This is a genomic window from Streptomyces sp. NPDC005775 (assembly GCF_042871565.1).
In the GTDB taxonomy this organism is placed as follows: domain Bacteria; phylum Actinomycetota; class Actinomycetes; order Streptomycetales; family Streptomycetaceae; genus Streptomyces.
In genome coordinates, this window is record NZ_JBIAIU010000007.1 from 159,095 (window position 1) to 181,947 (window position 22,853).

Annotated in this window: 13 protein-coding genes; 7 read left to right on the forward strand and 6 right to left on the reverse strand. The window is 72.8% G+C overall.

Going from position 1 to position 22,853, the window contains the following annotated elements; all coding sequences use genetic code 11:
• The first annotated feature begins 39 nt into the window (after positions 1-39).
• The 3 genes from ACFYPA_RS18390 to ACFYPA_RS18400 are packed head-to-tail and all read left to right on the forward strand — an operon-like array spanning position 40 to position 14,459.
• Positions 40-1,830, forward strand: a complete 1,791-nt coding sequence (locus tag ACFYPA_RS18390) for an ABC transporter ATP-binding protein (protein WP_389132863.1) — start codon at positions 40-42, stop codon at positions 1,828-1,830.
• Positions 1,831-1,888: 58 nt separating this feature from the next.
• Positions 1,889-12,772, forward strand: a complete 10,884-nt coding sequence (locus ACFYPA_RS18395) for an amino acid adenylation domain-containing protein (RefSeq protein ID WP_389132866.1) — start codon at positions 1,889-1,891, stop codon at positions 12,770-12,772.
• Positions 12,759-14,459 carry an ABC transporter ATP-binding protein gene (locus tag ACFYPA_RS18400; RefSeq protein WP_359079223.1) on the forward strand — a complete coding sequence of 567 codons (1,701 nt, stop codon included), beginning with the start codon at positions 12,759-12,761 and terminating at the stop codon, positions 14,457-14,459. The genes ACFYPA_RS18395 and ACFYPA_RS18400 overlap by 14 nt, the downstream gene beginning before the upstream one ends.
• Here the strand turns inward: ACFYPA_RS18400 and ACFYPA_RS18405 are convergent.
• Positions 14,435-15,565, reverse strand: a complete 1,131-nt coding sequence (locus ACFYPA_RS18405; protein WP_389132869.1) for an alpha/beta hydrolase-fold protein — start codon at positions 15,563-15,565, stop codon at positions 14,435-14,437. The genes ACFYPA_RS18400 and ACFYPA_RS18405 overlap by 25 nt on opposite strands.
• Positions 15,566-15,720: 155 nt before the next feature.
• Between ACFYPA_RS18405 and ACFYPA_RS18410 the strand changes: the two genes are divergently transcribed.
• The 3 genes from ACFYPA_RS18410 to ACFYPA_RS18420 all read left to right on the forward strand — a co-directional run bounded on the left by ACFYPA_RS18410 (position 15,721) and on the right by ACFYPA_RS18420 (position 18,769).
• A complete protein-coding gene (locus ACFYPA_RS18410; protein WP_359079228.1) occupies positions 15,721-15,933 on the forward strand; it encodes an MbtH family protein in 213 nt (70 codons plus the stop codon).
• Positions 15,934-16,140: 207 nt separating this feature from the next.
• Positions 16,141-16,896 carry an IclR family transcriptional regulator C-terminal domain-containing protein gene (locus tag ACFYPA_RS18415; RefSeq protein ID WP_359079230.1) on the forward strand — a complete coding sequence of 252 codons (756 nt, stop codon included), beginning with the start codon at positions 16,141-16,143 and terminating at the stop codon, positions 16,894-16,896.
• A gap of 79 nt (positions 16,897-16,975) precedes the next feature.
• Positions 16,976-18,769, forward strand: a complete 1,794-nt coding sequence (locus tag ACFYPA_RS18420) for a protein kinase (protein ID WP_359316649.1) — start codon at positions 16,976-16,978, stop codon at positions 18,767-18,769.
• A gap of 74 nt (positions 18,770-18,843) precedes the next feature.
• Here ACFYPA_RS18420 and ACFYPA_RS18425 read toward each other — a convergent pair whose 3' ends face one another.
• Entirely contained in the window at positions 18,844-19,257 is a 414-nt protein-coding gene (locus ACFYPA_RS18425) for an organic hydroperoxide resistance protein (protein ID WP_359079233.1), read from the reverse strand.
• A 115-nt stretch (positions 19,258-19,372) separates the two neighbouring features.
• On the opposite strand from ACFYPA_RS18425, the gene ACFYPA_RS18430 reads away from it, so the two are divergent.
• A complete protein-coding gene (locus ACFYPA_RS18430; protein WP_359079235.1) occupies positions 19,373-19,915 on the forward strand; it encodes a MarR family transcriptional regulator in 543 nt (180 codons plus the stop codon).
• A 29-nt stretch (positions 19,916-19,944) separates the two neighbouring features.
• Here ACFYPA_RS18430 and ACFYPA_RS18435 read toward each other — a convergent pair whose 3' ends face one another.
• The 4 genes from ACFYPA_RS18435 to ACFYPA_RS18450 form a co-directional block, all read right to left on the reverse strand.
• Positions 19,945-20,625 carry a hypothetical protein gene (locus tag ACFYPA_RS18435; RefSeq protein WP_359316651.1) on the reverse strand — a complete coding sequence of 227 codons (681 nt, stop codon included), beginning with the start codon at positions 20,623-20,625 and terminating at the stop codon, positions 19,945-19,947.
• A gap of 191 nt (positions 20,626-20,816) precedes the next feature.
• On the reverse strand, positions 20,817-21,164 hold the full coding sequence (locus ACFYPA_RS18440) for a DoxX family protein (RefSeq protein WP_359079239.1): 348 nt from the start codon (positions 21,162-21,164) through the stop codon (positions 20,817-20,819).
• Between the two features lie 174 nt (positions 21,165-21,338).
• Complete coding sequence (locus ACFYPA_RS18445; protein WP_359079241.1) at positions 21,339-21,971, reverse strand: methyltransferase domain-containing protein; 633 nt, start codon at positions 21,969-21,971, stop codon at positions 21,339-21,341.
• Between the two features lie 49 nt (positions 21,972-22,020).
• The gene (locus tag ACFYPA_RS18450; protein ID WP_359079243.1) at positions 22,021-22,806 is read right to left on the reverse strand and encodes an SAM-dependent methyltransferase; all 786 of its coding nucleotides are present in this window, start codon (positions 22,804-22,806) and stop codon (positions 22,021-22,023) included.
• Positions 22,807-22,853 lie beyond the last annotated feature (47 nt).

The following is a 22,853-nucleotide window of genomic DNA, read 5'->3' on the forward strand; positions in this document are numbered from 1 at the left end:
ATCGCACGTCCGCTGCGACCGGCCCGCCCCGGTCCGCGTGTGAGTACCACCGGCTCCCGGGCGACCGCCCCGGCGACCCTGCGCACGGCCACCGGGGGCGAGGCCACCCGGTGGATCAGGGCGCACTGCCGCGAGGTGCCGTGGCTGACGGCCGCCACCGTGCTCACCACGGTGGCCGGCGCGGCGCTCCAGGTCCTCCCCGTGCTGCTGCTCGGCCAGGTCGTCGACGGGGTGGTCGAGGGTGAATCGCGTGGGCTCCTCGTCAGGATCGGGGTGCTGATGGTGGCCGCCGCGCTCCTCGGGGCGGCGGCCGCCGCGGGATCGACGTATCTGATCGGGCGGCTGGGCGCGGATCTGCTCGCCCGGTTGCGCGAAGCCGCCGTCCGCGCGGTGCTCGGCATGCCCAGCGAGCGGATCGAACAGGTCGGCCGGGGAGACGTGCTCTCCCGGGTGGGCGACGACGTGGCGGTGCTCTCCCGGGGAATCCGGTCGGCCATTCCCACGGTGTTCACCGCGGGGGTGCTCGTCGCCATCGCCACGGCCGGCATGTTCGGGCTGGACTGGCGGCTCGGCCTCGCCGGCGCCGGCGCGCTCCCCGCCTACGCGCTGGCCCTGCGCTGGTACCTTCCCCGGTCCGCGCCGCTCTACCGGAAGCAGCGGGCGGCGCAGGCCGACCGGGCCCAGGCGTTGATCAGCGGTCTGAACGGGATCGACACGGTCCGGGCCTACCGTCTGGAGGGCGCCTTCCGGGAGAAGGTCGGATACGAGTCGTGGCGGGTGCGTGAGCTCGGCATCGAGGTGTTCCGGTTCTTCGGCCGTTTCGTCGGCCGGGAGAACCGCGCCGAGTTCATCGGACTGGTCCTGATCCTCCTGGTCGGGTACGCCCTGCTGGAGGGCGACGCGGCCACCCTCGGCGAGGTGTCGGCCGCCCCGCTGATGTTCCACCGGCTGTTCACGCCGCTCGGCGCCATCATGTTCACGTTCGACGAGGCGCAGAAGTCGGGCGCGAGCCTGACCCGGCTGGTCGGGGTGGTGGGGGAGGACGCCGAGGACCGCCTGGTGGGGGACGGCGCCGTGGCGCCCGCGGCGGCGGTCCCGTACCGAGTGGCGGTGGAGGGGCTGACGTTCAGCTATCCCGATGCCGAGGACCCGGTCCTGAGGGACGTCAGCCTGACGATCCCGGCCGGTGGCTCGCTCGCTCTCGTGGGGGCGACGGGCGCGGGCAAGTCGACTCTCGCCGCTCTGATCGCGGGCATCGGGACGCCGCAGTCCGGCGCGGTGCGGATCGGACCGCACGATCTCGCGGATCTCGACGAGGCCGGGGCGCGGGCCCTGGTGAGCATCCTGACGCAGGAGACCCACGTGTTCTCCGGCCCGCTCGCCGACGATCTGCGGCTGGCCGCGCCGGAGGCGACCGACGCCGAGTTGGCGGACGCGCTGCGGACGGTCGGTGCGGGAGGGTGGGCCGGCGCCCTGCCGGACGGGCTGCGGACCGCGGTCGGCGAGGGCGGCGAGCGCCTGGACGTCACCAAGGTCGCCCAGATCGCCCTGGCCCGGCTGGTGCTGGCCCGGTCGCCGGTGGTGGTCCTCGACGAGTCGACGGCGGAAGCCGGCAGCGAGGGCGCGGCCGAGCTGGAGCGGGGCGTGCTCGCCGCGTGTGCCGGCCGGACCACGCTGTTCGTGGCGCACCGGCTGACCCAGGCGACGGCCGCGGACCGGATCGCCGTGCTGGATGCGGGCCGGGTCGTGGAGCAGGGGACGCACGAGGAGCTGGTGGCTCTGGGGGGCCGGTACGCACGGCTGTGGCGGGCCTGGCGAGAAAGTAGTTAGGTGAACCTTAGTTAGGCTAGGCTAAGTTGGACACCTCGGATGGGATGCGGAGTCTTCGATGATGGAACCGGGCGCTCGTCTCGTAATGCTTTCCGCATCGGGTCTGGCCGGCCTGCGCCGGCGAACCGGTGATCACAGTGACCGGGCTCTCGCCACCGCGTGCGCCATCGGCCTGGCCTACTGGGCGACGAGGCGGAGCCCTGACGGCATGGACCTCGGCCCCGGCACCCTGTTCGCGGACGTCCTCGGATGGGCCGCCCACGGCGGGGCCGGGCCCACCGGATGGGAGGTCGGCGCGGACGGCCGCAGCATCGGCGTCCCCGAAGGCGTCTGCCCGGCGGACGCCCAACTCGCCCTGGACGACCTCGCCGACTTCCCCGACCGGCCCCTCGGGACCATCGGCCCCGGGAGCGCCGCGGCAAGGATGGAGGCCCTCGCCCGCTGGAACGACACCGACGCGAGCCGCGTCCGCCCGACCATCGTGGAGATGTTCCACGAGCAGGCACGGGCGCGCCCCGACGCGGTCGCGGTCGTGGACGGGCGTCGCTCCCTGACGTACGGCCAAGTCGCCGCGTACGCGAGTCAGCTGGCCCATCACCTGATCGAGTGCGGACTGACGGCCGAGCAGGTCGTGGGCGTCTCCCTGGGGCGCGGTGCCGACATGGTCGTGGGGCTGCTCGGAGTGCTCCAGGCGGGATGCGCTTTCGTCCCGCTCGATCCGCTGTGGCCCGCCGCGCGCCGGGCCGTCGTCATCGAGGACGCCCGCGTCGTCCTCCAGCTCAACAGCTCGGGCGACCACGCCCCCGGTGAGCCGGAAGCCGTGGCCGTCGACCTCGACGACTGGCGGTTCGCCTCGTACCCCGCCGAGGGGCCCGAGATCGCCGTCCCCGGCCCCGCCCTGGCCTACGTGATCTTCACCTCCGGCTCGACCGGCCGCCCCAAGGGCGCGATGATCCGTCACGAAGCCATCAGCGAGCGGCTGTTGTGGCAGGCCGGTGAGATCCTGCACTTCGGCCGGGACGACGCGTCCCTGTTCAAGGCGCCGCTGTCCTTCGACATCTCCATCAACGAGATCTTCCTGCCGCTGGTGCGCGGCGGCCGGCTGGTGGTGCTGCGGCCCGGCGGCGAACGCGACCCGCACCACCTGCTGAGCGTGATCGCCGAGCAGCGCGTGACCTTCACCTACCTGGTGTCGTCCATGCTGGACGTCCTGCTGGACATGGCGGGTGACTCCGGACGGCTGGACAGCCTGCGCCATGTGTGGTGCGGCGGAGAGGTGCTGACCCCCGAACTCTACGAGCGCTTCCGTACCCGCCTCGACATTCCCTTGTACCACGGCTACGGCCCCGCCGAGACGACCATCGGCGTCTCGCACGTCATCTACCGCGGCGCGGCCGAACGCCTGTCGACGTCGATCGGCCGGGCCAACCCCAACACCCAGTTGTACGTACTGGACGACGAACTGCGCCCGGTCCCGGTCGGGGTCGGCGGCGAGCTGTACGCGGGCGGCTTCCTCCTGGGACGCGGATACGTCAACGCGCCCGGCCTCACGGCGTCACGCTTCGTGGCGAACCCGTTCGCGGCCGACGGATCGCGGCTGTACCGGACCGGCGACCTCGCCCGGTTCGCCCCGGACGGCTCCCTGGACTTCCTCGGCCGTGCCGACAACCAGGTCAAGATCCGGGGGATGCGTCTGGAGATCGAGGACGTCGAGGCCGGTCTCGCCGAACACCCCGGGGTGCGGCACAGCTGCGTCGTCGCCAGGAAGAACACCGCGGGCGGCACCTACCTCGTCGGCTACGTCATCCCGGCCGCCGGGCACGAGGACCTGAACGCCGACGAGGTCAGGGACTGGGCCGGCCGCCACCTGGTGGAGTACATGGTGCCCGCCCACACCGTCGTGATGGAGGAGTTCCCGCTCACCGCCAACGGCAAGCTCGACCGGACCGCGCTGCCGGAACCCGTGACATCGGCCGGGCCGGTCGCCCAGCCCACCACCGAGAACGAGCGCGTGGTCTGCGCGGCCGTCGCGGCGGTGCTGCGGCTGGAGGAGGTCGGCGTCGACCAGGACTTCTTCCGGCTCGGTGGGGACAGCATTCTGGCGATCTCCCTGCTGAGCGCGCTGCGCGACGCCGGTCTCCACGTCACGGCCCGGCAGATCTTCACCCACGGCGTCGTCGGCGCACTCGCCGCCGTCGCGAGCCGCGAGGACGTGTCCACGGTGCGGGACGACGACGTGGCGACCGGCCTCGTCGTGGGACCGCCCATCGTCCAGTGGCTCGGCGAGACCACGGACGCGGTCGACGGCTTCGTACAGTCGGTGGTGCTCAACACCCCACCGGAGCTGACCGCGGACGCCCTGGACGAGATCCTCACCGCCGTGGCCCGACGGCACGACATGCTGCGGGCCCGGCTGGTGCGCGGGGAGCGCTGGAGCTTCGACGTCCCGGAGGCGGGCGGGGCGGCCGCCGCGTGGCAGGAGAGCGATCGGCCGCTCGACGCCTGCGTCGGGTCGGCCACCGACGGGCTCGACCCGGACAACGGCGTCATGCTGCGCGCCGTCTGGCGCCGCGATGCACGGCAACTGGTCGTGGCCGTCCACCACGTGGTGATCGACGGCGTCTCCTGGCGGGTCCTGATGGACGACCTGGCCACGGCATGGCGGCAGTACCAGGCAGGTGCGCCAATCCAACTGCCGCCGGTGGGCACGTCGTTCCGACGCTGGACCGAATTGCTCGGACGCACCCCGTTCGACGCGGACCTCGCCCACTTCCGGCGCCCGCTGCCGGGCGCGGACGGACTTCTGGGCAGGCGCGCGCTGTCCGGGGCCGACACCGTGGCCCACGAGCGGGAGCACACCGTATCGGTGGGAGCCTCCGTCACGTCGGCACTGCTCGGCGAGATCCCCGCGAAATTCCACGCGGGCGTCAACGACGTGCTGCTGACCGCGCTCGCCGTCGCCCTCGCCCGGTGGCGCCGCGACCTCGGCCAGGACCAGACGTTCGCGCACATCGAACTGGAGGGCCACGGCCGCGAGGGACGGGTCGTCGCGGACACCGCCGGCTTCGAGCCGGAGCTCTCCCGGACTGTGGGCTGGTTCACCACGCTCTTCCCGGTGACCGTCGACCCCGGCGTCGCGGCCTCCTTCACCTCACCCGCGTACCTGGCCGCCGCGCTGAAGGCGGTCAAGGAGGACCTCGCCCGCGTACCGAGCAACGGCGTCTCCTACGGGGCCCTGCGCCATCTGGCCGGCCATCGGTTCGACCTGCCCGCACCCCAGGTGCTCTTCAACTACCTGGGCCGTTTCGACTCGGACACGTCCGGCGACTGGCACCTCGCGGGGACCACGGGGCAGCTGGGCGAGAAGCGTGACCCGAGGATGCGTCTGCCGCGCGCCCTGGAGTTCAACCTGATCGCCGAACCGGCCGCGACCGGCGGGTACGAGCTGGTCACCACCCTTTCCTGGCCCGACGGCGTGTTCACCGAGACCGACATCACCGTCATGGGCGAGTACCTCCGCGAGGCCCTGGCCGGGCTCGCCGCGCTCGAACGGGGCGGCCACTCGCCCAGCGACTTCGGGCCGCTGCCGCTCACCCAGTCGGACGTCGACGCCCTGGACGGGCCCGCGCTGTACGACATCCTGCCGTTGACCCCGTTGCAGGAGGGCCTGTACTTCCACTCGGTCTTCGACGACGACTCGGCCGGCAGTTACGTGGAGCAGCAACTGCTGACGCTGGACGGCGAGGTGGACGCCGGCCGGCTCGCGGCGGCGGCCACCCGGCTGCTGACGTTGTACCCGAACCTGGCCGCACGATTCGTGGCCCTGGCCGACGGCCGCGTGGTCTCCGTACTGGAGAGCGGCGCCGAGGCACCCTTCACGGTGCTGGACCGCCCCGGCATCACCGACACCGAGATCCGCGCGTACGCCGAGCGGGACCGGCGCGCCGGGTTCGACCTGGCCACCGGCCCGCTGACGCGTTACACGCTCGTGCGCGGCGGGCCCGGCGGAGACGTGCTGGTGCAGACCGTGCACCACATCATCGCCGACGGCTGGTCGGTGCCGCCGATGCTCCGCACGCTGCTGGCCGAGTACCACCGTCCGGGGGCCGCGTACCGCACCGGGGGGTTCCCCGACTACGTGCGCCGGCTCGCCGGCCGTGACGACGACGAGAGCGACCGTGTCTGGCGCGAGCAGCTCGCGGGGCTGCCGGGCCCGTCGCTGGTCGCCGAGGGGCACACCCCGTCCGACCGGTTCGCCGACGCGGTCGTGGAGCCGTCGGACGACATCGACGCGGCCGCCCGGGCGGCCGGCGTGCCCCTGAGCGTGGCCGTGCACAGCGCCTGGGCGGTGACGCTCGGTGGCCTCCTGCACGGCACGGACGTGGTGTTCGGCTCCACCGTGTCCGGGCGCGACGCGGAGGTGCCCGGCATCACCGACATGGTGGGCCTGTTCATCAACACGATCCCCGTACGTGCGCGCTGGACCGAGGCCACGACGGCCTCGGGCCTGCTCGCCTCGGTGCGGGAGCACCAGAGTGCCGTGCTGCCGCACCAGCACGTCTCACTGGCGAGGATCGGCCGGCTGACCGGAGCCGGTGCCCGCTTCGACACCCTGGTCGTGTTCGACGTCGCGACCGACGTGGCCGCTCTGCGCGGGCCCGACGACGAACTGGTCATCTCCGGCATCGTGAACGAAGGAGCGCCGCACTACCCGCTGACGCTGGTCGTGGAACGCACAGCCGACGGCCGGCCGCGCTTCAACCTGATCCACGACGGCGCGCTGCTCCGGGAAGCGAGCGCCGCGGCGATCCTGCGTACGTTCCTGCGCACGCTGACCGGCCTGCTCACCAGGCCGGACGCACGGGTCGAGGAGCTGGCGGCCGAGGACGACCGGCGCCCCGCCCCGGTCACGCCGACGACCCTGGACGCGCTGTTCGACGCCTCGGCACTCCGCGACCCGGCCGCCGTCGCCGTCACCCAGTGCTCCCTGGACGGCAGTACCAGGTCACTCACGTACGGCGAACTGGCAACGGCGAAGGATGAGTTGGCCGCAGCACTGAGGGCGGCCGGTGTCGGGCCGGGCGGACGCGTCGCCGTCGCCGTACCCCGTTCTCCGGAACAGATCACCGCCCTGATCGCGATCGTCACCGCGGGCGGCGCCTACGTACCGCTGGACCTGGCGTACCCGGACGAACGGCTGGAGTACCTGCTCGCCGACGCCGCGCCGCAGGCGGTCCTCGTGGACCGCGAACAGCGTGAGCGCTTCACGGAACTGCTGGCCCGGGCGGGCGTACCCGCCCGTGTGCTCGTGCTCGGCGACGAACTGCCGCAAGCGGCCGGGCCGGTGAGGGAGGCCGCCGGGCCCGGCCCGGACGATCCCGCGTACGTGATCTACACGTCCGGGTCGACCGGCCGCCCCAAGGGCGTCGTCGTCCCGCACGCCTCAGTGGTGGCGCTGCTCGCGAACACCCGGTCCGACATGAACTTCGGCCCGTACGACGTATGGGTGCAGTTCCACTCGTACTCCTTCGACTTCGCCGTCTGGGAGTTGTGGGGCGCGCTGGCGCACGGCGGTGAGCTGCTCGTACCCGACTACGCGCTGACGCGCTCCCCGGTGGACTTCCACCGGCTGGTGCGCGAGCGCGGCGTCACCGTGCTCAACCAGACCCCGTCGGCGTTCTACCGCTTCATCGAGGCCGACCGGCACGCCGGTGAACGGGCCACCGCACTGCGGCGGATCATCTTCGGGGGCGAGGCGCTGGATCCCGCGCGGCTGCGCGACTGGGCCGAGCGGTACGGCACCGGCTCGCCCGAACTGGTCAACATGTACGGCATCACCGAGACCACCGTCCACGTCACCCACCGGGTGCTCGCCGGCGAGGACTTCGGCGCCGGTGCCAGCCCGATCGGCGGCCCGATCCCCGGGCTGGACACCTATCTGCTCGACGACCGGCTCCGGCCGGTGCCGCCCGGCCGGGTCGGCGCCATCTACGTCGCGGGCGCCCAGGTGGCGCTCGGCTATCTCGGCAAACCGGGACTGACCGCCGGCCGGTTCGTGGCCGACCCCTTCGCGGGGGACGGCTCCCGGATGTACCACACGGGCGACCTCGCACTGCGTACGCTCGACGGGGAGCTGGTGTTCGCCGGCCGCGCCGACGACCAAATCCAGCTCAAGGGGTTCCGGATCGAGCTCGGCGAGGTGGAGTCGGCGATCAGGCGACTCGACGGCGTGAGCGACGTGGCCGTCACCGCGGCGGACAGCGGCGACCACCTGGTCGCCCACGTCGTGGGACGGGTGCCGGGCGACCTCGCCGGCCTCCTGGCCGCGAAGCTGCCCGGGCACATGGTGCCGGGGCGGGTGCGACACGTCGACGCACTGCCGCTGACGGTCAACGGCAAACTGGACCGCAGGGCGCTGACCGAGGAAGCCGGTACGGACGCCCTCCCCGAGGCGCCGACCGGCTCCACGCTCGCCGCACTGGTCGGTGTCTTCGGCGAGACGCTGCCGGGCTCCACCGTGGACGCCGACACCGACTTCTTCGTGGCCGGCGGCGACAGCATCCTCGCCATCACCGTGATCAACCGGGCCCGGGCCCTCGGACTCCTCATCGCGCCACGGGACGTCTTCCTCTTCAAGACCCCGCGGGCACTCGCCGAGCAGCTGGAATCGCGTTCGCCGCAGACCGCGCCCGCCGATCCGGCCCGCCGGGAGGACGGCCCGCTGCCCGCGACACCGATCATCCTGCGCAGGCGGGAACTGGGCGGCTCACTGGCCCGGTTCGCCCAGGCCCGAACGCTGGCGGTTCCCGAGGGTGCGGGGTTCACCGCCCTCGGACGTGCCGCGAACGCCCTCGTGGCCGCGCACCCCGTCCTCCGGTTGCGGCTGGACGTCGGGCACGGCGTGTGGGCCCTGCGCACCGAAGCCCGCCGCGAGGTGACCGTCGTGCGGAGGGAGGCGACGGACGCGACGACTGCCGCGAATGAAGCCGCCGGGCGCCTCGACCCCGAGTCCGGGGACGTCATCGCCTTCTCCTGGCTGCCGGAGAGCCGCACCGTCGTGGTCACCGCGCACCACCTCGCCGTCGACGCGGTGTCCTGGCTCATCCTGCTCGACGACCTGGCCACCGCCCTGAGCGGCGGGGCCCTGCCGCCACCGACCACGTCCTACGCCGAGTACGCCGAAGCCCTGACTGCCCGTTCCGCCCAGGTGGCGGGTCTCGCGGACTGGCTCACCGTGCTCGGGGCGCCCGCGCCGCTGCCCGCCGTCGGGGCCCTGCGCGAGACCACCGTCGTGCTCGCGCCCGACGTGAGCGACCGGGTGACACGTACCGCCCCCGCCGCCTTCGGCATCGGCCTCACCGAATTGCTGTGCGGCGCACTGCGCACCGCACTGACCCGCATCCAGCCCGCGCCCACCGACCTCGCGATCGACCTGGAGCGCCACGGCCGGGCCCCCGTCATGGGCCACCACGACTACACCCGTACGGTCGGCTGGTTCACCGCCATCGCTCCCGTCCGGCTCACGGCGCACACCGATCCCGTCGAGGCGGCGCGCGAAGTCGCCGCACGCCAGCCGGACGAGGACGGACACGTCGCCTACGGCCGGCTCAGGTACCTCAACCCGCAGACGGCCCCCCTGCTGACCGCACGCCCGCAGGTGCTGTTCAACTACCTCGGCCGGGGCAGCGAGTCCCGGGCACTGACCGTCACCGGCGCGGACGCGGACAGCCCGTACGCCGTCGAGGTCAACGCGTGGACCGATGACACCACCGGACGTCTGCACGCGGCCTTCACCCTCGCCGAGGGCATCCCCGACGAGATCACCGGGCACTGGCGGACCGCACTGGAGCGCATCGCGGACACCTCCACCACGGCCGAGCGCACCGCACCGGTCACGCCCCTCCAGCGCGGGCTGTACTTCCAGGCCCAGATGGCGGGGACGGCCGGACACTACGTCGCCCAGAGCTACTTCACCTTCGACCGGCGCCTGGACGCCGACGCGCTCGCCGAGGCGATGGCGTACGTGATCACCCGGCACCCGGTCGTCGGCGCCGGCTTCACCACCGACGAGCGCGGAAACCCGGTCCAGGTCCTCGGGGCCGGCCGGCGCGTCGACGTCCGTACGGTCACCGTCGCGACGGAGGCCGAGGCCGACGCCCTGCGCGCAAGGGACCGCGACACCGGATTCGACCCGGGTGAGCCGCCGCTGGTCCGGCTGACCGTGGTGCGCCTGCCCGGTGACCGCGACGGACTGCTGCTGAGCTACCACCTCCTGCTGTGGGACGGCTGGTCCCGCGAGATCCTGCTGCGGGACCTGTTCGACGCCTACCGGGCCGTCCTGGCCGGCGAACCACTGGACGCGGCCCCGCTCCTGCCGGGCTTCGAGGACTACGCCCGCGCACTCGACGCCAGGGACCGGGGCGCGGCGGAGCGCTTCTGGGCGGACCACCTCGACGGCCTCAGCGGGCCCACCCTGCTCGCCGGGCCGCGGCCGGCCCTCACGGACGCACTGCCGCGCGCGCTCGTGCACACGATGTCGGCCGAGCTGTCGGCCCTGCTGCGTGACGCGGCCAGGGCACACGGCGTCACCCTGAACTCGGTGCTGACCGGGGCGTTCGGCCTGCTGCTCGGCGCGCACACCGGCCGCGGCGACGCGGTGTTCGGTGTGACCGTCTCCGGCCGCGAGGGCGAAGGCCTGTCGGGCGTCGTCGGCGTACTGCTCAACACCGTGCCCATGTGGACGCGGGCCCGGCCGGACGACACGGTCGGCGCGTACCTGACGGCCGTCCAGGCGGCCAGGGTCGAGGCGATGGAGCATGAGCACCTGGGCCTCGGCGAGATCCAGCGGGCCGGTGGCCACGACACGCTGTTCGACAACCTGTTCGTGCTCCAGAACTTCCTGGACCTGGACGCTCTGGCCGACATGAACGCCAGGCACGGCATCAGCTCGGTGCGGGCCGACGACTCGACCCACTACCCGTTCACCTGGGTCGTCACGCCCGGCGACCGGCTCACCGTCAAGCTGGAGCACCGCGACGACGACCCGGCAGGCGCCCGCCGTCTCCTCGACGACTACCTGCGCGTGCTGGAGGAGCTGGCGAGGTCGACCGGGCCGGTCGGAGCCCTGCGCGGGGCGGGCGCGCTGCCCGAGGCCGCCGGCCGTACGGACGTCGGCACGGACACCGTCGTCGACCGGTTCGACCGGGCGGCTGACCGCGACCCCCGGCGTGTCGCGCTCGTCGCCGGGGGAGCGGCCCTGACGTTCGCCCAACTCCGTGACCGCAGCCGCGCGGTGGCGGGTGTGCTGGCCGCTCGTGGCATCGGTCCGGAGCGGACCGTGGCCCTCGCGGTCCCGCGCTCCCTCGACTCGATCGTGGCGCTGTTCGCCGTACTGCGCGTCGGCGCCGCCTACGTGCCGCTGGAGCTCGACCACCCCGACGAGCGGATCGCCGCGATCGTCGACGCCGCCCGCCCGGACGTGATCCTCACGGTCAGCGCGGTGTCGCCCCGGCTGACCGGTGAGCTGATCGAGCTCGACCGTCCGCTGCCCGGAGCCGCACCGTACCGGACGTTCGCGCCGGACGATCCGGACCGCCTGCGGCATCCCGCGTACACGATCTTCACCTCGGGATCGACCGGGAAGCCCAAGGGAGTGGTGACCGAGTACGCCGGGCTCACCAACATGCTGATCAACCATCAGCGACGCATCTTCGAACCGGTGCTGGCGGAGCACGAGCACCGGGTCTTCAGGATCGCGCACACCGTGTCGTTCGCCTTCGACATGTCGTGGGAGGAGCTGCTGTGGCTCGCCGACGGCCACGAGGTGCACATCTGCGACGAGGAACTGCGCCGCGACGCACCCCGGCTGGTGGCGTACTGCCTGGAGCACGGGATCGACGTCATCAACGTGACCCCGACCTACGCGCAGCAACTGGTGGCCGAGGGACTGCTCGATCAGCCCGAACGGCGGCCCGCACTCGTGCTGTTGGGCGGGGAGGCCGTCACCCCCGCACTGTGGCGGCGGCTGGCGGAGACCGAGGGCACGGTCGGCTACAACCTGTACGGGCCCACCGAATACACCATCAACACCCTCGGCGTCGGCACCTTCGAGTGCGCGGACCCGGTCGTCGGCGTCCCCATCGACAACACGGAGGTGTACGTGCTGGACCCGTGGCTGCGCCCCGTGCCGGACGGCGTGCCCGGCGAGCTGTACGTGTCGGGCGTCGGCACGGCGCGCGGCTACCTCGGGCAGCCCGCACAGACGGCGCACCGGTTCGTCGCCTGTCCCTTCGGCGCACCCGGTGAGCGCATGTACCGCACCGGGGACCTCGCTCTGAGACGGCCCGACGGCCATCTGACGTACCTGGGCCGCACCGACCAGCAGGTCAAGATCCGGGGCCACCGGGTCGAACCGGGCGAGGTCGAGGCCGCGTTCGCCGCGCACCCGGCGGTGCGGTTCGCAGCCGCGGTCGCCCAGCCGGACCCACAGGTCGACGGAGCGTACCGGCTGGCCGCCTACCTGGTGCTCGACGGCTCCGACCTGGCGTCCGTCGCCGCCGAAGTGGGCTCCGCCCTGCCGGACTTCCTGCGTCCCACGCACTACGCGCAGGTCGACCGCATCCCGCTGACCGTGAACGGCAAGGCCGACACCAAGGCGCTGCCGGAGGCCAGACCCCTGGGGGTGCTGACCACGGTGGCCGAACGCGCACCGGAGACGGAAACCGAGATCACGGTGTGCGAGTTCTTCGCCGAGGCACTGGACCTGGACGACGACGAGGTCAGCGCGGTCAGCGACTTCGTGTCCCTCGGCGGCCACTCCATGCTGGCGGTCCGCCTGATCGGGCTGCTCCGCCGGGAGTACGGTCCAGTGATCACGATCCGCGACCTGCTCACCCTGCGCACCCCCGAAGCGATTGCCGGTCACCTCGATGCGAACTGCTGACAACCGCGGGCCCCTGCGGGGAGCCGGCATCCTCCGGACCGCCCTGCGCCGCAACATCGGCGCCATGGTCTGGGGCACCCTCCTCATGGGCCTGTACCAGGCCGGCGAGACGGCCTTCCCCATCGCGCTCGGCCTGATCGTCGAGCACACGCTGCAGGACCGCAGCCCAGGTTCCCTCGGGGTGTCGATCGGCGCGCTGGCCGTGATCATCACGACCGTGTCGCTGTCGTGGCGGTTCGGGATGCGCATCCTGCAGAAGGCCAACACGACCGAGGCGCACCGCTGGCGGGTGGAGGTGGCGGCGTGCGGCCTCCAGCCGGTGGACAGGGACATCGACCTCAAGTCCGGCGAGGTGCTGACCATAGCCACCGAGGACGCAGACTCCACCGCCGACATCATCGAGGTGGTGCCGCTGCTGATCAGCTCGCTGGTCGCGGTGCTGGTCGCCGCCGTCGCGCTGGGCCTGGCGGACGTCCGGCTCGGCCTGCTGGTGATCCTGGGCACCGTCGTGATCCTCACGATCCTCAGCGTGATGTCCAAACGGATCGGGGCCAGTACCCAGGAACAGCAGGCCCGGGTGGCGCGCGCCGGTGCCAAGGTCGCCGACCTGATCACCGGCCTGCGCCCGCTGCACGGATTCGGCGGCAACCACGCGGCCTTCGCGTCCTACCGGAAGGTCAGTACGGAGGCGAAGCACCAGGCGGTCACCGTCGCCCGGGTGAACGGCGCGTACGCCGGCGCCGCGCAGGCCCTCAACGCGGTCCTGGCCGCCGCCGTGACCCTGACGGCCGGATGGCTGGCCTTCGAAGGCCGGATCACCATCGGGGAACTCGTCATGGCGGTGGGCCTCGCGCAGTTCATCATGGAACCGCTGAAGATGTTCTCGGAGATGCCGAAGTACGTGATGATGGCGCGCGCCTCGGCCGAGCGGATGGCACTGGTGCTGGCGGCGCCGCCGGTGACGGCCCCGGGGCCCGGCCTCCCGGCCACCGGCGGTGACCTGGAGATCGACGGCGTCCGCTACGGGACACTGTGCGGACTGAAGCTGCGGGTGGCCGCCGGCGAGTTCGTGGCGATCACCGCGTACCAGCCGCGCGCGGCGGCCGACTTCGCGTCCGTCCTGTCCGTGAACGTCCCGCCGCACGCCTACGAGGGAGTCGTACGGGTCGGTGGGGCGCCGATCGCGGAACTGCCGGTCGAGGCGGTCCGTGAACACATGCTGGTGAACCCGTACGACGGGGAGATCTTCGCGGGGACCCTCCGGACGAACATCGATCCTTCGGGCACCAGCGGGATGGTTCCCGAAGCCGTGGAGGCATCCATGCTGACCGACGTCGTCGCCCTGCACCGGGCCGGACTCGACCACGGCGTCCGCGACCGCGGTGCGAACCTGTCCGGCGGGCAGCGCCAACGGCTGTCCCTGGCCCGTGCCCTGGCGGCAGACACGGACATCCTGGTGCTGCACGATCCGACCACGGCCGTCGACGCGGTCACCGAGCAGCTGATCGCGCGCAATCTCGTGAAGCTGCGCCGGGGCCGTACCACCGTCGTGATCACCAGCAGTCCGGCGGTCCTGGACGCCGCCGACCGGGTTCTCGTCCTGGACGACGGCGTCATCACGGCCGAGGACACGCATCGCAATCTCCTCGCCACCGACGAGGCCTACTGCCTGGCGGTCGCGAGGTGAGCGAGCGGCTGAGGCTCGTCGCCGAGTGCCCAGGCGACGTCCCTGAGCAGAGCGTGCCGCCAGCCCGCCCGGTCGTGGCCGGACGCCGACCGTGACACCCGCACCGTCGCGCCCGCCTCCTCGGCCAGGGCCTCGACGAGTGCGCAGTGGGGCAGCATCCGCGGCTCGTGTTCCCCGACGTCGAAGGCGACCCGCAGCCCGGTCAGGTCGGGGCGCTCCCGCAGGCGGGCCGCCACGGCGCCGCCGACGGGCCCGTCCAAGGGGTCGGCCAGGTCCTTCGCGTCGGGTGTCCACCAGAACGACCCCGACTGGCAGGCGACCCGGGACACCAGTCCGGGGAGCTCCAGCGCCGCGTTGAGCGCGCTCAGCCCGCCGAGACTCTGGCCGGCGACCACCAGCCGGTCGAGCTCCGCGGTCACTCCGGACTCCGCGACGAGCGGCAGCAGTTCGTCGCGGACCGCCTCCCACAGGCCCGAGCCGGCCCCGAACTCGGCCGCCCGGTCCTTGGCCGGAAGGAAGACGAGCGTGACGGGCGGCATCGCGCCACCGCTGACGGCCGAGTCGAACGCCGCCATGGCCGGGTGCAGGTACAGCCAGTCGTCCCCGTCCAGCAGCAGAACCACCGGTCCGCCGCCGCCCGCCGGGTGGACGCGCACGGTGCGCCGCCCGCCGAGCCGCGCGCTGTTCCAGCGGAGCCGGGTTCCCGGGAGGGGGAGCACGTCGTCGGCGCCGACGACGGGCCAGTGCGGCTGGTCCGGGGCGTCCGGGGCCGAGGCGACGGAGCGGTCGGCGCCGCCCCCGACGGGGTTGAACGGGTCGGCGTACGCCTCGTCGGCCACGAGGAACTGATACGTCACCCGCAGCCGTGCCGGCATGGACACCTGTGCGTACCAGCAGTCGGTCCCGCCCCACCGGCGCAGGGGTACCTGCTCCGACCAGCTCTCGAAGGCGATGGCTGCCTCGGACCCGCGCCAGAGGAACAAGGTCACCCAGCCGCCGTCGCCGGCCGGTATCGACACGGGCCCCCGCGCAGCCGCCCAGAAGGTGTCGGAACCGGGCGTGCCGGGGAGGCCGAACGCGGCGAAGGCGTCCGTTACCGGAGGCATCAACGTCTCCTTGTGAGGGGGCAGCGGGAAGGGCTAAGCTCACATCAATTAGGGCAGCCTAACCTAATGTTGACTGCTCCTTCCAGCCCGCCGGGCTGACGTACACGCCCGACGCGGCCGTCACGGCCCGTCGGCCCCGAGGAGGTACTGACCACATGAGCACCAACCCGTTCGACGACCCCGAGGGCCGCTTCCTGGTCCTGGTGAACGGCGAGGGCCAGCACTCGCTGTGGCCGTCCTTCGCGGACGTGCCCGGGGGATGGACGATCGCCTTCGACGAGAACACCCGGGAGGCGTGCCTGGGCTACGTCGAGACCCATTGGACCGATCTGCGCCCCCGGTCCCTCGCGGGGCCCGCGGACGGCTGACCGGCCCGTTCACGCGGTGGCCCGGTGGAGCCGCCGAGTCCTCGGGGGCCGGCCCCCGCTGTCCGCGGAGCCGCAGGCACGGCGTGCGAGTGGAGCGGCCCCATGCCGGCTCGACGCCCTCGTCGGACGGGCCGAGCGGATCGTTTCGCGCTCCGCCACCGCCCGGACGCGTTGCCGCTCCCGGTTTCCGGGGTGATGCTTGACTGCATGTCGCACCATGCGGACCCTGAGCCTGTCGCGGCCGTCAGGCGTGCGCTCCGCCTGCTGGAGGCCGCGGGGGCGCACGGCGGGGCGTCCCCCGAGCAGTTGGCACGGGAGGCGGGGCTGCCGCTGGTTCTGGTCAGGGAGATGCTGCCCGCCCTGGTCCAGGACGGGTACGTGACCGAGCTGGGTGACGGCACCTTCGTCCTGGCCGACACGGGCGCCGGGCCGGGTGCGGAGCGCGACGGCCAGGTGCTGCGCAGCCGCGTCCGCCCGGTTCTCACCGCGCTGCGCAACGATCTGTCGGCCGCCGTCTATCTGACGCTGTACGAGGACGGCGAGATCAGGGTCATGGAGATAGTCGACAGCGCCCGTACCCCGCGCGTGGACCTCTGGGTGGGCTTCGAGGACGCCGGGCACGCCACCGCGCTGGGCAAGAGCGTGCTGCGGGAACTCGATGCCGAGGCGCGCGCCGAGTATCTGTCCCGGCACTCCCTGACGGGTCTCACGCCCCGGACCATCACGCACCGGGAAGAGCTCATCCAGCAGCTCGACGCCCCGTCGGCCGTCCCGCTCGTCATGGACCGGGAGGAGTACGCCCGCGGCACCACCTGTATCGCCGTGCCGGTGTACAGCGGCGATCAGGTCGGGTCCCTCGGGATCTCCTTCCGGTCGGACCGGATGTACCGGTCCGCCCAGGTCCGGGAGGGCCTGCTGGCCTCAGCGATCCGGGTGTCCAGGGGCCTCTCGCTTCCCGACTGACCGGACGGGGCCGGCAGGACGGGAGCGGAGGTTGCGCCCAGTCGGCCCGCCGCGCGGACGGGTGTGGCACAGTCGGGCCGTGGATGCACTGCGGCCCCGGGATCCCGTGCGCATAGGCGCCTACCAACTGCTCGCCCGCCTCGGCGCGGGAGGCATGGGGCAGGTGTACCTCGGCCGTTCTCCCGGTGGACGGCTGGTGGCCGTGAAGGTCATCCGCGACGACATGAGCGAGGACCCCGACGCGTCGGCCCGCTTCCGGCGGGAGGCCGCGACGGTCGGCAGGGTCCGCAGCGCGTACACGGCACAGCTGATCGAGGCCTCGCTGGACTCGTCGCCCTGCTGGCTGGCCACCGAGTACGTCGCCGGGCCCACCCTGCGGGACGCCGTGGGTGCGGGCGGGCCCTTCCCGCCGGACAGCGCGCTGCGCCTGCTCGCCGCGCTCGCCGAGGGCCTGGCCGCCGTCCATGTCCACGGAGTCACACACCGGGACCTGAAGCCGCACAACGTCATCCTCTCGCCGCAGGGCCCGCAGCTCATCGACTTCGGGATCGCGCGGGGACTGGAGCAGACGATCCTCACGCAGGAGGGCATGGCGTCCGGGACGCCCGGGTTCACGGCGCCGGAGGTGGTGCTGCGCAACGAGGCGGGCCCGGCGGCGGACGTCTTCGCGCTGGGCGCGACCCTCGCCTGCACGGCGACGGGCCGGCCTCCCTACGGCGGGGGCGACGCGGCGGTCGTGAACTACCGGGCCGTGCACGAGGACATCGACCTGGAAGGGGTCCGGCCGGACCTGGCCGCACTGATCCGCGCCTGCGTCGCCAAGGACGCGGCGGAGCGGCCCGACCCGGCCACCGTCATCGCCGGATGCGCGGTGGACTCCCCGCTGGCGTCGGACCCGCACTACCGCGCCGTGACGCGGGCGGCCGCCCCGGTACCCGTACCCGAGTACGAGGGCCCGCCACCCGCTTCGAGGGCGGAGCCCGACACCGTGCGGGCCGCGAGGACGGGGGAGGGGATCCGGGCCGAGGACCGGGGGCCGGTCGCGGACAGGACCGGGGCCCGGGCGCCGGACGAAACCCCACGCTCGCCCCGCACCACGGCGCCGTCCGACGGCCCCGCACAGCAGCGCCGCCCCGGCCGCTCGCCGAGGGGCACCACGTGGCTCGCCGTGTGCGCGGTGGCGCTCGCCGCACCGCTGACCGTCTGGCTGCTCCCCGACGCGGACCGCGAGGGCACCACCACGACCACGCCGGGGACCACCTCGTCCGGGCAGCCGGCCGCGTCCCCGTCCGCGGACGGAACCCGGCGGGACGGCGGCCCGGACGGCGAAGGCGCCGCCGCGGGGCCACCGGATCACCTGGTGAACGACCGCGTCTCGCACGACCGCTGGACCCTGTCGCAGGATCCGGGGCAGGCGGCCCTCGGCGGCGGTTCCTGCGATCCCGACAGCCTTCCCGAGGACTCGCCTCCCAACGGCCTGACGTCGTCCGTCTCGCACACCACCGGCTCGGACACGGCCACGGTGACTCTGCGGCCCAAGGACGTGGGTGAGGGGAAGCGGCCCGAGCCGTACTACATCTCCGTCGGGGTGCGGCCCCCGCACGAGACGGACCGCTCCACCGGCCGGCCGCTCACGTCCGTCGGCAAGGGCATCGGCTTCACCAGCAAACCGGTCGACCTCTACGCGCGGTGGTCCTCCGGCGGCAGCGTCCGGCTCAGGTATCCCGATGACTTCCGGGGCCACTTCGGTGAGCGCACCGTCGACGCCCTCCCGGTGGGGGACGACCGGGGCGACTGGACCGTCGTGATCTATCACGTGGAGGGCGGCCCCTCGGCGTACACCTCCGTCGTCTGCAACGGCTTCCACGCCTGACGCCGGCCCGGCCCGAGGGGGGCGGGGGAGGCGTCGGGCGGCGGGGGCATCGCCGCCGGGGTTTTGCCGCCCGGCTACTCGATGACGAGCTCGACCGGGATGTTTCCACGGGTCGCGTTCGAGTACGGGCAGACCTGGTGGGCCTGCTCGACCAGCTTGCGACCGGTGGCCTCGTCGACGGACCCGGGCAGTTCCACGCGCAGGGTCACCGCGAGGCCGAAGCCCTCGCCCTGCTTGCCGATGCCGACCTCGCCCGTCACGGCGGCGTCGGTGACATCGACCTTGGCCTGACGCCCCACGAGGCCCAGGGCGCTCGCGAAGCACGCGGCGTACCCCGCGGCGAACAGCTGCTCCGGGTTCGTGCCCTGCCCGCTTCCGCCCATCTCCACCGGGATGGCCAGCTGCAGGTCCAGCGTGCCGTCGGAGCTGACGGCACGGCCGTCCCGGCCGTGGGTGGCGGTGGCGACGGCGGTGTAGATCGATTCCATGGGAGTCGTTCCTCTCGAAGGTGATGTCCGGCAGCGGTGTGCGGCCGCTCACCAGAAGTGAAGCACACAATTCAGTTGTGCACAATCAAATGGTGTCCGGCGTTATGCTGAATCCATGACCGCCACGCCCAGCCCCGCCCGCCAGGCCCCGCCCGAGGACGCCCACCTCCGGCTCGACCAGCAGATCTGCTTCTCCTTGAACGCCGCGTCGCGCGCTTTCGGCAGCGTCTACCGGGTGCTCCTCAAGGACCTGGGGCTCACCTACCCCCAGTACCTGGTGATGCTGGTGCTCTGGGAGCACGGCGAGCTGCCGGTGAAGGAGCTGGGGCGGCACCTGCGACTGGATTCCGGCACGTTGTCGCCGCTGCTCAAGCGGCTGGAGGCTTCGGGCCTGGTGCGTCGCGAGCGGAGCGCCCGGGACGAGCGGTCCGTCCACGTCCACCTCACGGACGAGGGCGCGGCTCTGCGCGAGCGGGCGCTGCTCGTGCCGCGCCGGATCGCCGCGGCGACGGGCTTCGGCCTCGATGAGGTCGGCGAACTGCGCGATCGCCTCGACCGGCTCACGGCCGCGCTGGACGCGTCGGTGCTGGAGGACGGGCAGGGCGGCGAGGACGAACCGGACGGGCAGGGCGGGCGGAGCGGTGCCGACGGGAAGTAGCGCCCCCGCGAGGTGGTGCGCCCGCACGGTCAGGCGGCGTAGGCGCTGATCGCCAGCGTTGCGGACAGGACCTTCCACAGGGCCCACGCACCGGCACGGCTCGCCACCGCGCACAGCGCGTTCTCCGTGCAGCGGGTCGGCCGGTCCTGCCAGGCGCTCACGACCAGGTAGTGGAAGCCGAAGGTACGGCTGAACGCGAACCGGATGTGCAGACCGTCGCCGAGGTCGTGGCCGGGCAGGGTCGCGATCTGCAGATCGGTGGCACCGACGGCCTCCACCCGGACCGGGTTCCCGCCCAGCAGATCGCACTCGTCCGCCGGCCGGATCCGGGCCGGGCATCCGCCGCTCACCGGGAAGAGCCAGAAGTGGTCGGTGAGCTGCCGGCGTACGTCGTGGGGACGGGTGAAGGGGTGTGTTCCCAGCGAGTAGCTGTACCGGTACAGCCACCTCACGCCGCCGTGGCACGACGCGGGCCCGTCGTCGCACCCCTCGGCGGCGGCGACACCGCTGCCCGGCGGCCGGAGGGAGGCTGCGCCGGCGTACGAGGTCGGGGCAGCGGCGGTGAGCGCGAGCGCGGCGGCCACCGCGCAGGAAGCGGCCGCACGGGTGAACGCCGCCGCGGCCCACGCCCCCGGCGCGTCTCCTCGGCCGGCCGCACGATGGGCTGACTCGCCGAAGACGCGGCACCGAGTGCGGTTCGTCCTCCGCATCAGCACCTCCCGATGTGCGGTACGAGCCACTTGGACGGTATGTCCTGGTGCGGGGTTCGGCATCTCAGCGACAGGCGACGTGGCCCGGGCCCCCCGCACCGGCTCGCCCCTCTCGGACCGCACGGGTGCAACTGCCTTACAGGTGAAGCACGTCGGGCCGGAGACGCCCCGCGGCCCCGGAATCGATGGGCTCAGGCGGCGAGCCCCAGCACCATGGCTCCGACGACCGGCGCCGCGTACACCAGCGGGTAGGGGATGTGCGCGTACCAGCGGGCCCGGATCACCGTGACGACGGCTCCGGCGAAGTACAGCACCAGACCGGCACCCGCCAGGAAGCCGACGACCGGTACGAACAGTCCGGCGACCAGGCCCACGGCCCCGGCGGCCTTCGCCGCGCCGAGCCACGTCCACCAGGAGCGGGGGACGCTGTAGTCGGCGAGGGCCTGGACCACCCACTGGGCGCGGAAGAGCAGCGCACCGGCCGAGTAACCGGCCATGGCGGCAGCGACGAGAGTGACGATGACGTGGGCGACGGACATGGTGGAAGCTCCTCATCGGGCGGCTGCCGGTGTGTGTTCTCGCCGGCCTCGGTGGCCGGTCCGGCACTGCACTGAAACGCCCCGACGGGAAAACGTGACACGTCCGCGAAAATTAGTCTTCACACCCTGCCCGTGCGGCGCCGCGGGGCATCCCGTCCCCGCGGCGCCGCCCCGTCAGGTGCGCCGTGACAGCAGGAACAGATGCGGTTCGGGTACGGCCACCGGATGGTCCGGGGTGAACAGGACGCTCTGCCGTTCCAGGACCGTGAATCCGGTGGCCGCCACCAGTGCGGTGAAGTCGTCCTCACCAAAACTCGTCACGCGCACCGGCTGGTCCATGAACGTGCCGTTCACCCCCTCCACGTCCAGCGGCACCGTCGCCACGGCCAGATGGCCGCCGGGCCGCAGTACCCGTGCGGCCAGGCGCAGTACGTCCGTCTGCTCGGCGCGGGACAGTTGCAGGAGCGAGAAGTACACGCAGACCGCGTCGAAACTCCCGTCCTCCAGGGGCACGTCACGGACATCGGCGCAGCGGAACTCGGCGCCGGGCACCTGCCGGGACGCGATGTCCACCATCACGGGGGAGACGTCGACGCCGAGCACCTCGTGGCCGGCGTCGGCCAGGGTCCGCGCGGTCGGCCGCCCCGTGCCGCTGCCGACGTCCAGCACCCGGCTGCCGGGAGCGAGCCGCTCCAGCAGGAGCTCCAACGAGGCCCGGTGCGCGGCCGATTCGCCGAATGCCCGTTCGTAGTCGGTACCGAGAGCGTCGAACACCGACGCGGCAGTGGGGGGCTGGGCCGAATCCATCGCGGATCCCCTTCCTCTCCGGTTGTTGCGTACTTCTCCGGTTTTCGCGTTACGGGACGCGGGCCACGGCCACGTACAGCCCGCTGTGCTCGGGTTCCGGCGCGGGCGTGCCGCGGAACCATTCGGGGGCCGTCACCAGCCCCGGCTCGACGACCTCCAGCCCGTCCAGGAAGAGGGCGAACTCGGCCCGGGTGCGCAGGGCCAGCCGTATGCCGCCCTTGTCGTACTCGTCCGCGCCCTGCTGTCCCCGTTCCGGATTGACGTCGGACGCGCCCTGGGACAGCACCACGTAGCTGCCGGGTGACATCGCGCCCGTCAGCGTGCGGACGATGCCGACCGGGTCCACGTCGTCGGGCAGGAAGTGCAGCAGGCCGAGCATCGAGAGGGCCACCGGACGCCGGAAGTCCAGCACCTTGCGGGCGGCCTCGATGATGGCCTCCGGTTCGCGGACGTCGGCCGGGACGTAGTCGGTGGCGCCCTCGGGCCGGCTGATCAGCAGCGCTTCGGCGTGACGCAGGACGATCGGGTCGTTGTCGCAGTAGACCACCCGCGAGGCCGGGTTGATCCCCTGGGCGATCTGGTGGAGGTTCGGCGCGGTCGGAATGCCGGTACCGATGTCGAGGAACTGGTCGACGCCCTCCCCGGCCAGCCAGGCCGTGGCGCGGTTCATGAAGGCGCGGTTCTGATGGGCGCCGATCTTCGCCTCGACGGGCAGCTGCTCCGCCACCGCCTGGTCGACGGGGTAGTTGTCCTTGCCTCCCAGGAGCGCGTCGTACACGCGCGCCGACTGCGGCCTGCTGGTGTCTATCGGGGGCTGGGACGTCCCTGCCGTCATGGCGAACTCCGTTACAGATGAGGTGAAACCAATCCTGCGGCAGAGTC

Coding starts and splice junctions, on each gene's coding strand:
- ACFYPA_RS18395 (WP_389132866.1), top strand. CDS start 1,889: ATGATGGAACCGGGCGCTCGTCTCGTAATGCTTTCCGCATCGGGTCTG.
- ACFYPA_RS18400 (WP_359079223.1), top strand. CDS start 12,759: ATGCGAACTGCTGACAACCGCGGGCCCCTGCGGGGAGCCGGCATCCTC.
- ACFYPA_RS18405 (WP_389132869.1), bottom strand. CDS start 15,565: ATGCCTCCGGTAACGGACGCCTTCGCCGCGTTCGGCCTCCCCGGCACG.
- ACFYPA_RS18410 (WP_359079228.1), top strand. CDS start 15,721: ATGAGCACCAACCCGTTCGACGACCCCGAGGGCCGCTTCCTGGTCCTG.
- ACFYPA_RS18415 (WP_359079230.1), top strand. CDS start 16,141: ATGTCGCACCATGCGGACCCTGAGCCTGTCGCGGCCGTCAGGCGTGCG.
- ACFYPA_RS18425 (WP_359079233.1), bottom strand. CDS start 19,257: ATGGAATCGATCTACACCGCCGTCGCCACCGCCACCCACGGCCGGGAC.
- ACFYPA_RS18430 (WP_359079235.1), top strand. CDS start 19,373: ATGACCGCCACGCCCAGCCCCGCCCGCCAGGCCCCGCCCGAGGACGCC.
- ACFYPA_RS18435 (WP_359316651.1), bottom strand. CDS start 20,625: ATGCGGAGGACGAACCGCACTCGGTGCCGCGTCTTCGGCGAGTCAGCC.
- ACFYPA_RS18440 (WP_359079239.1), bottom strand. CDS start 21,164: ATGTCCGTCGCCCACGTCATCGTCACTCTCGTCGCTGCCGCCATGGCC.
- ACFYPA_RS18445 (WP_359079241.1), bottom strand. CDS start 21,971: ATGGATTCGGCCCAGCCCCCCACTGCCGCGTCGGTGTTCGACGCTCTC.
- ACFYPA_RS18450 (WP_359079243.1), bottom strand. CDS start 22,806: ATGACGGCAGGGACGTCCCAGCCCCCGATAGACACCAGCAGGCCGCAG.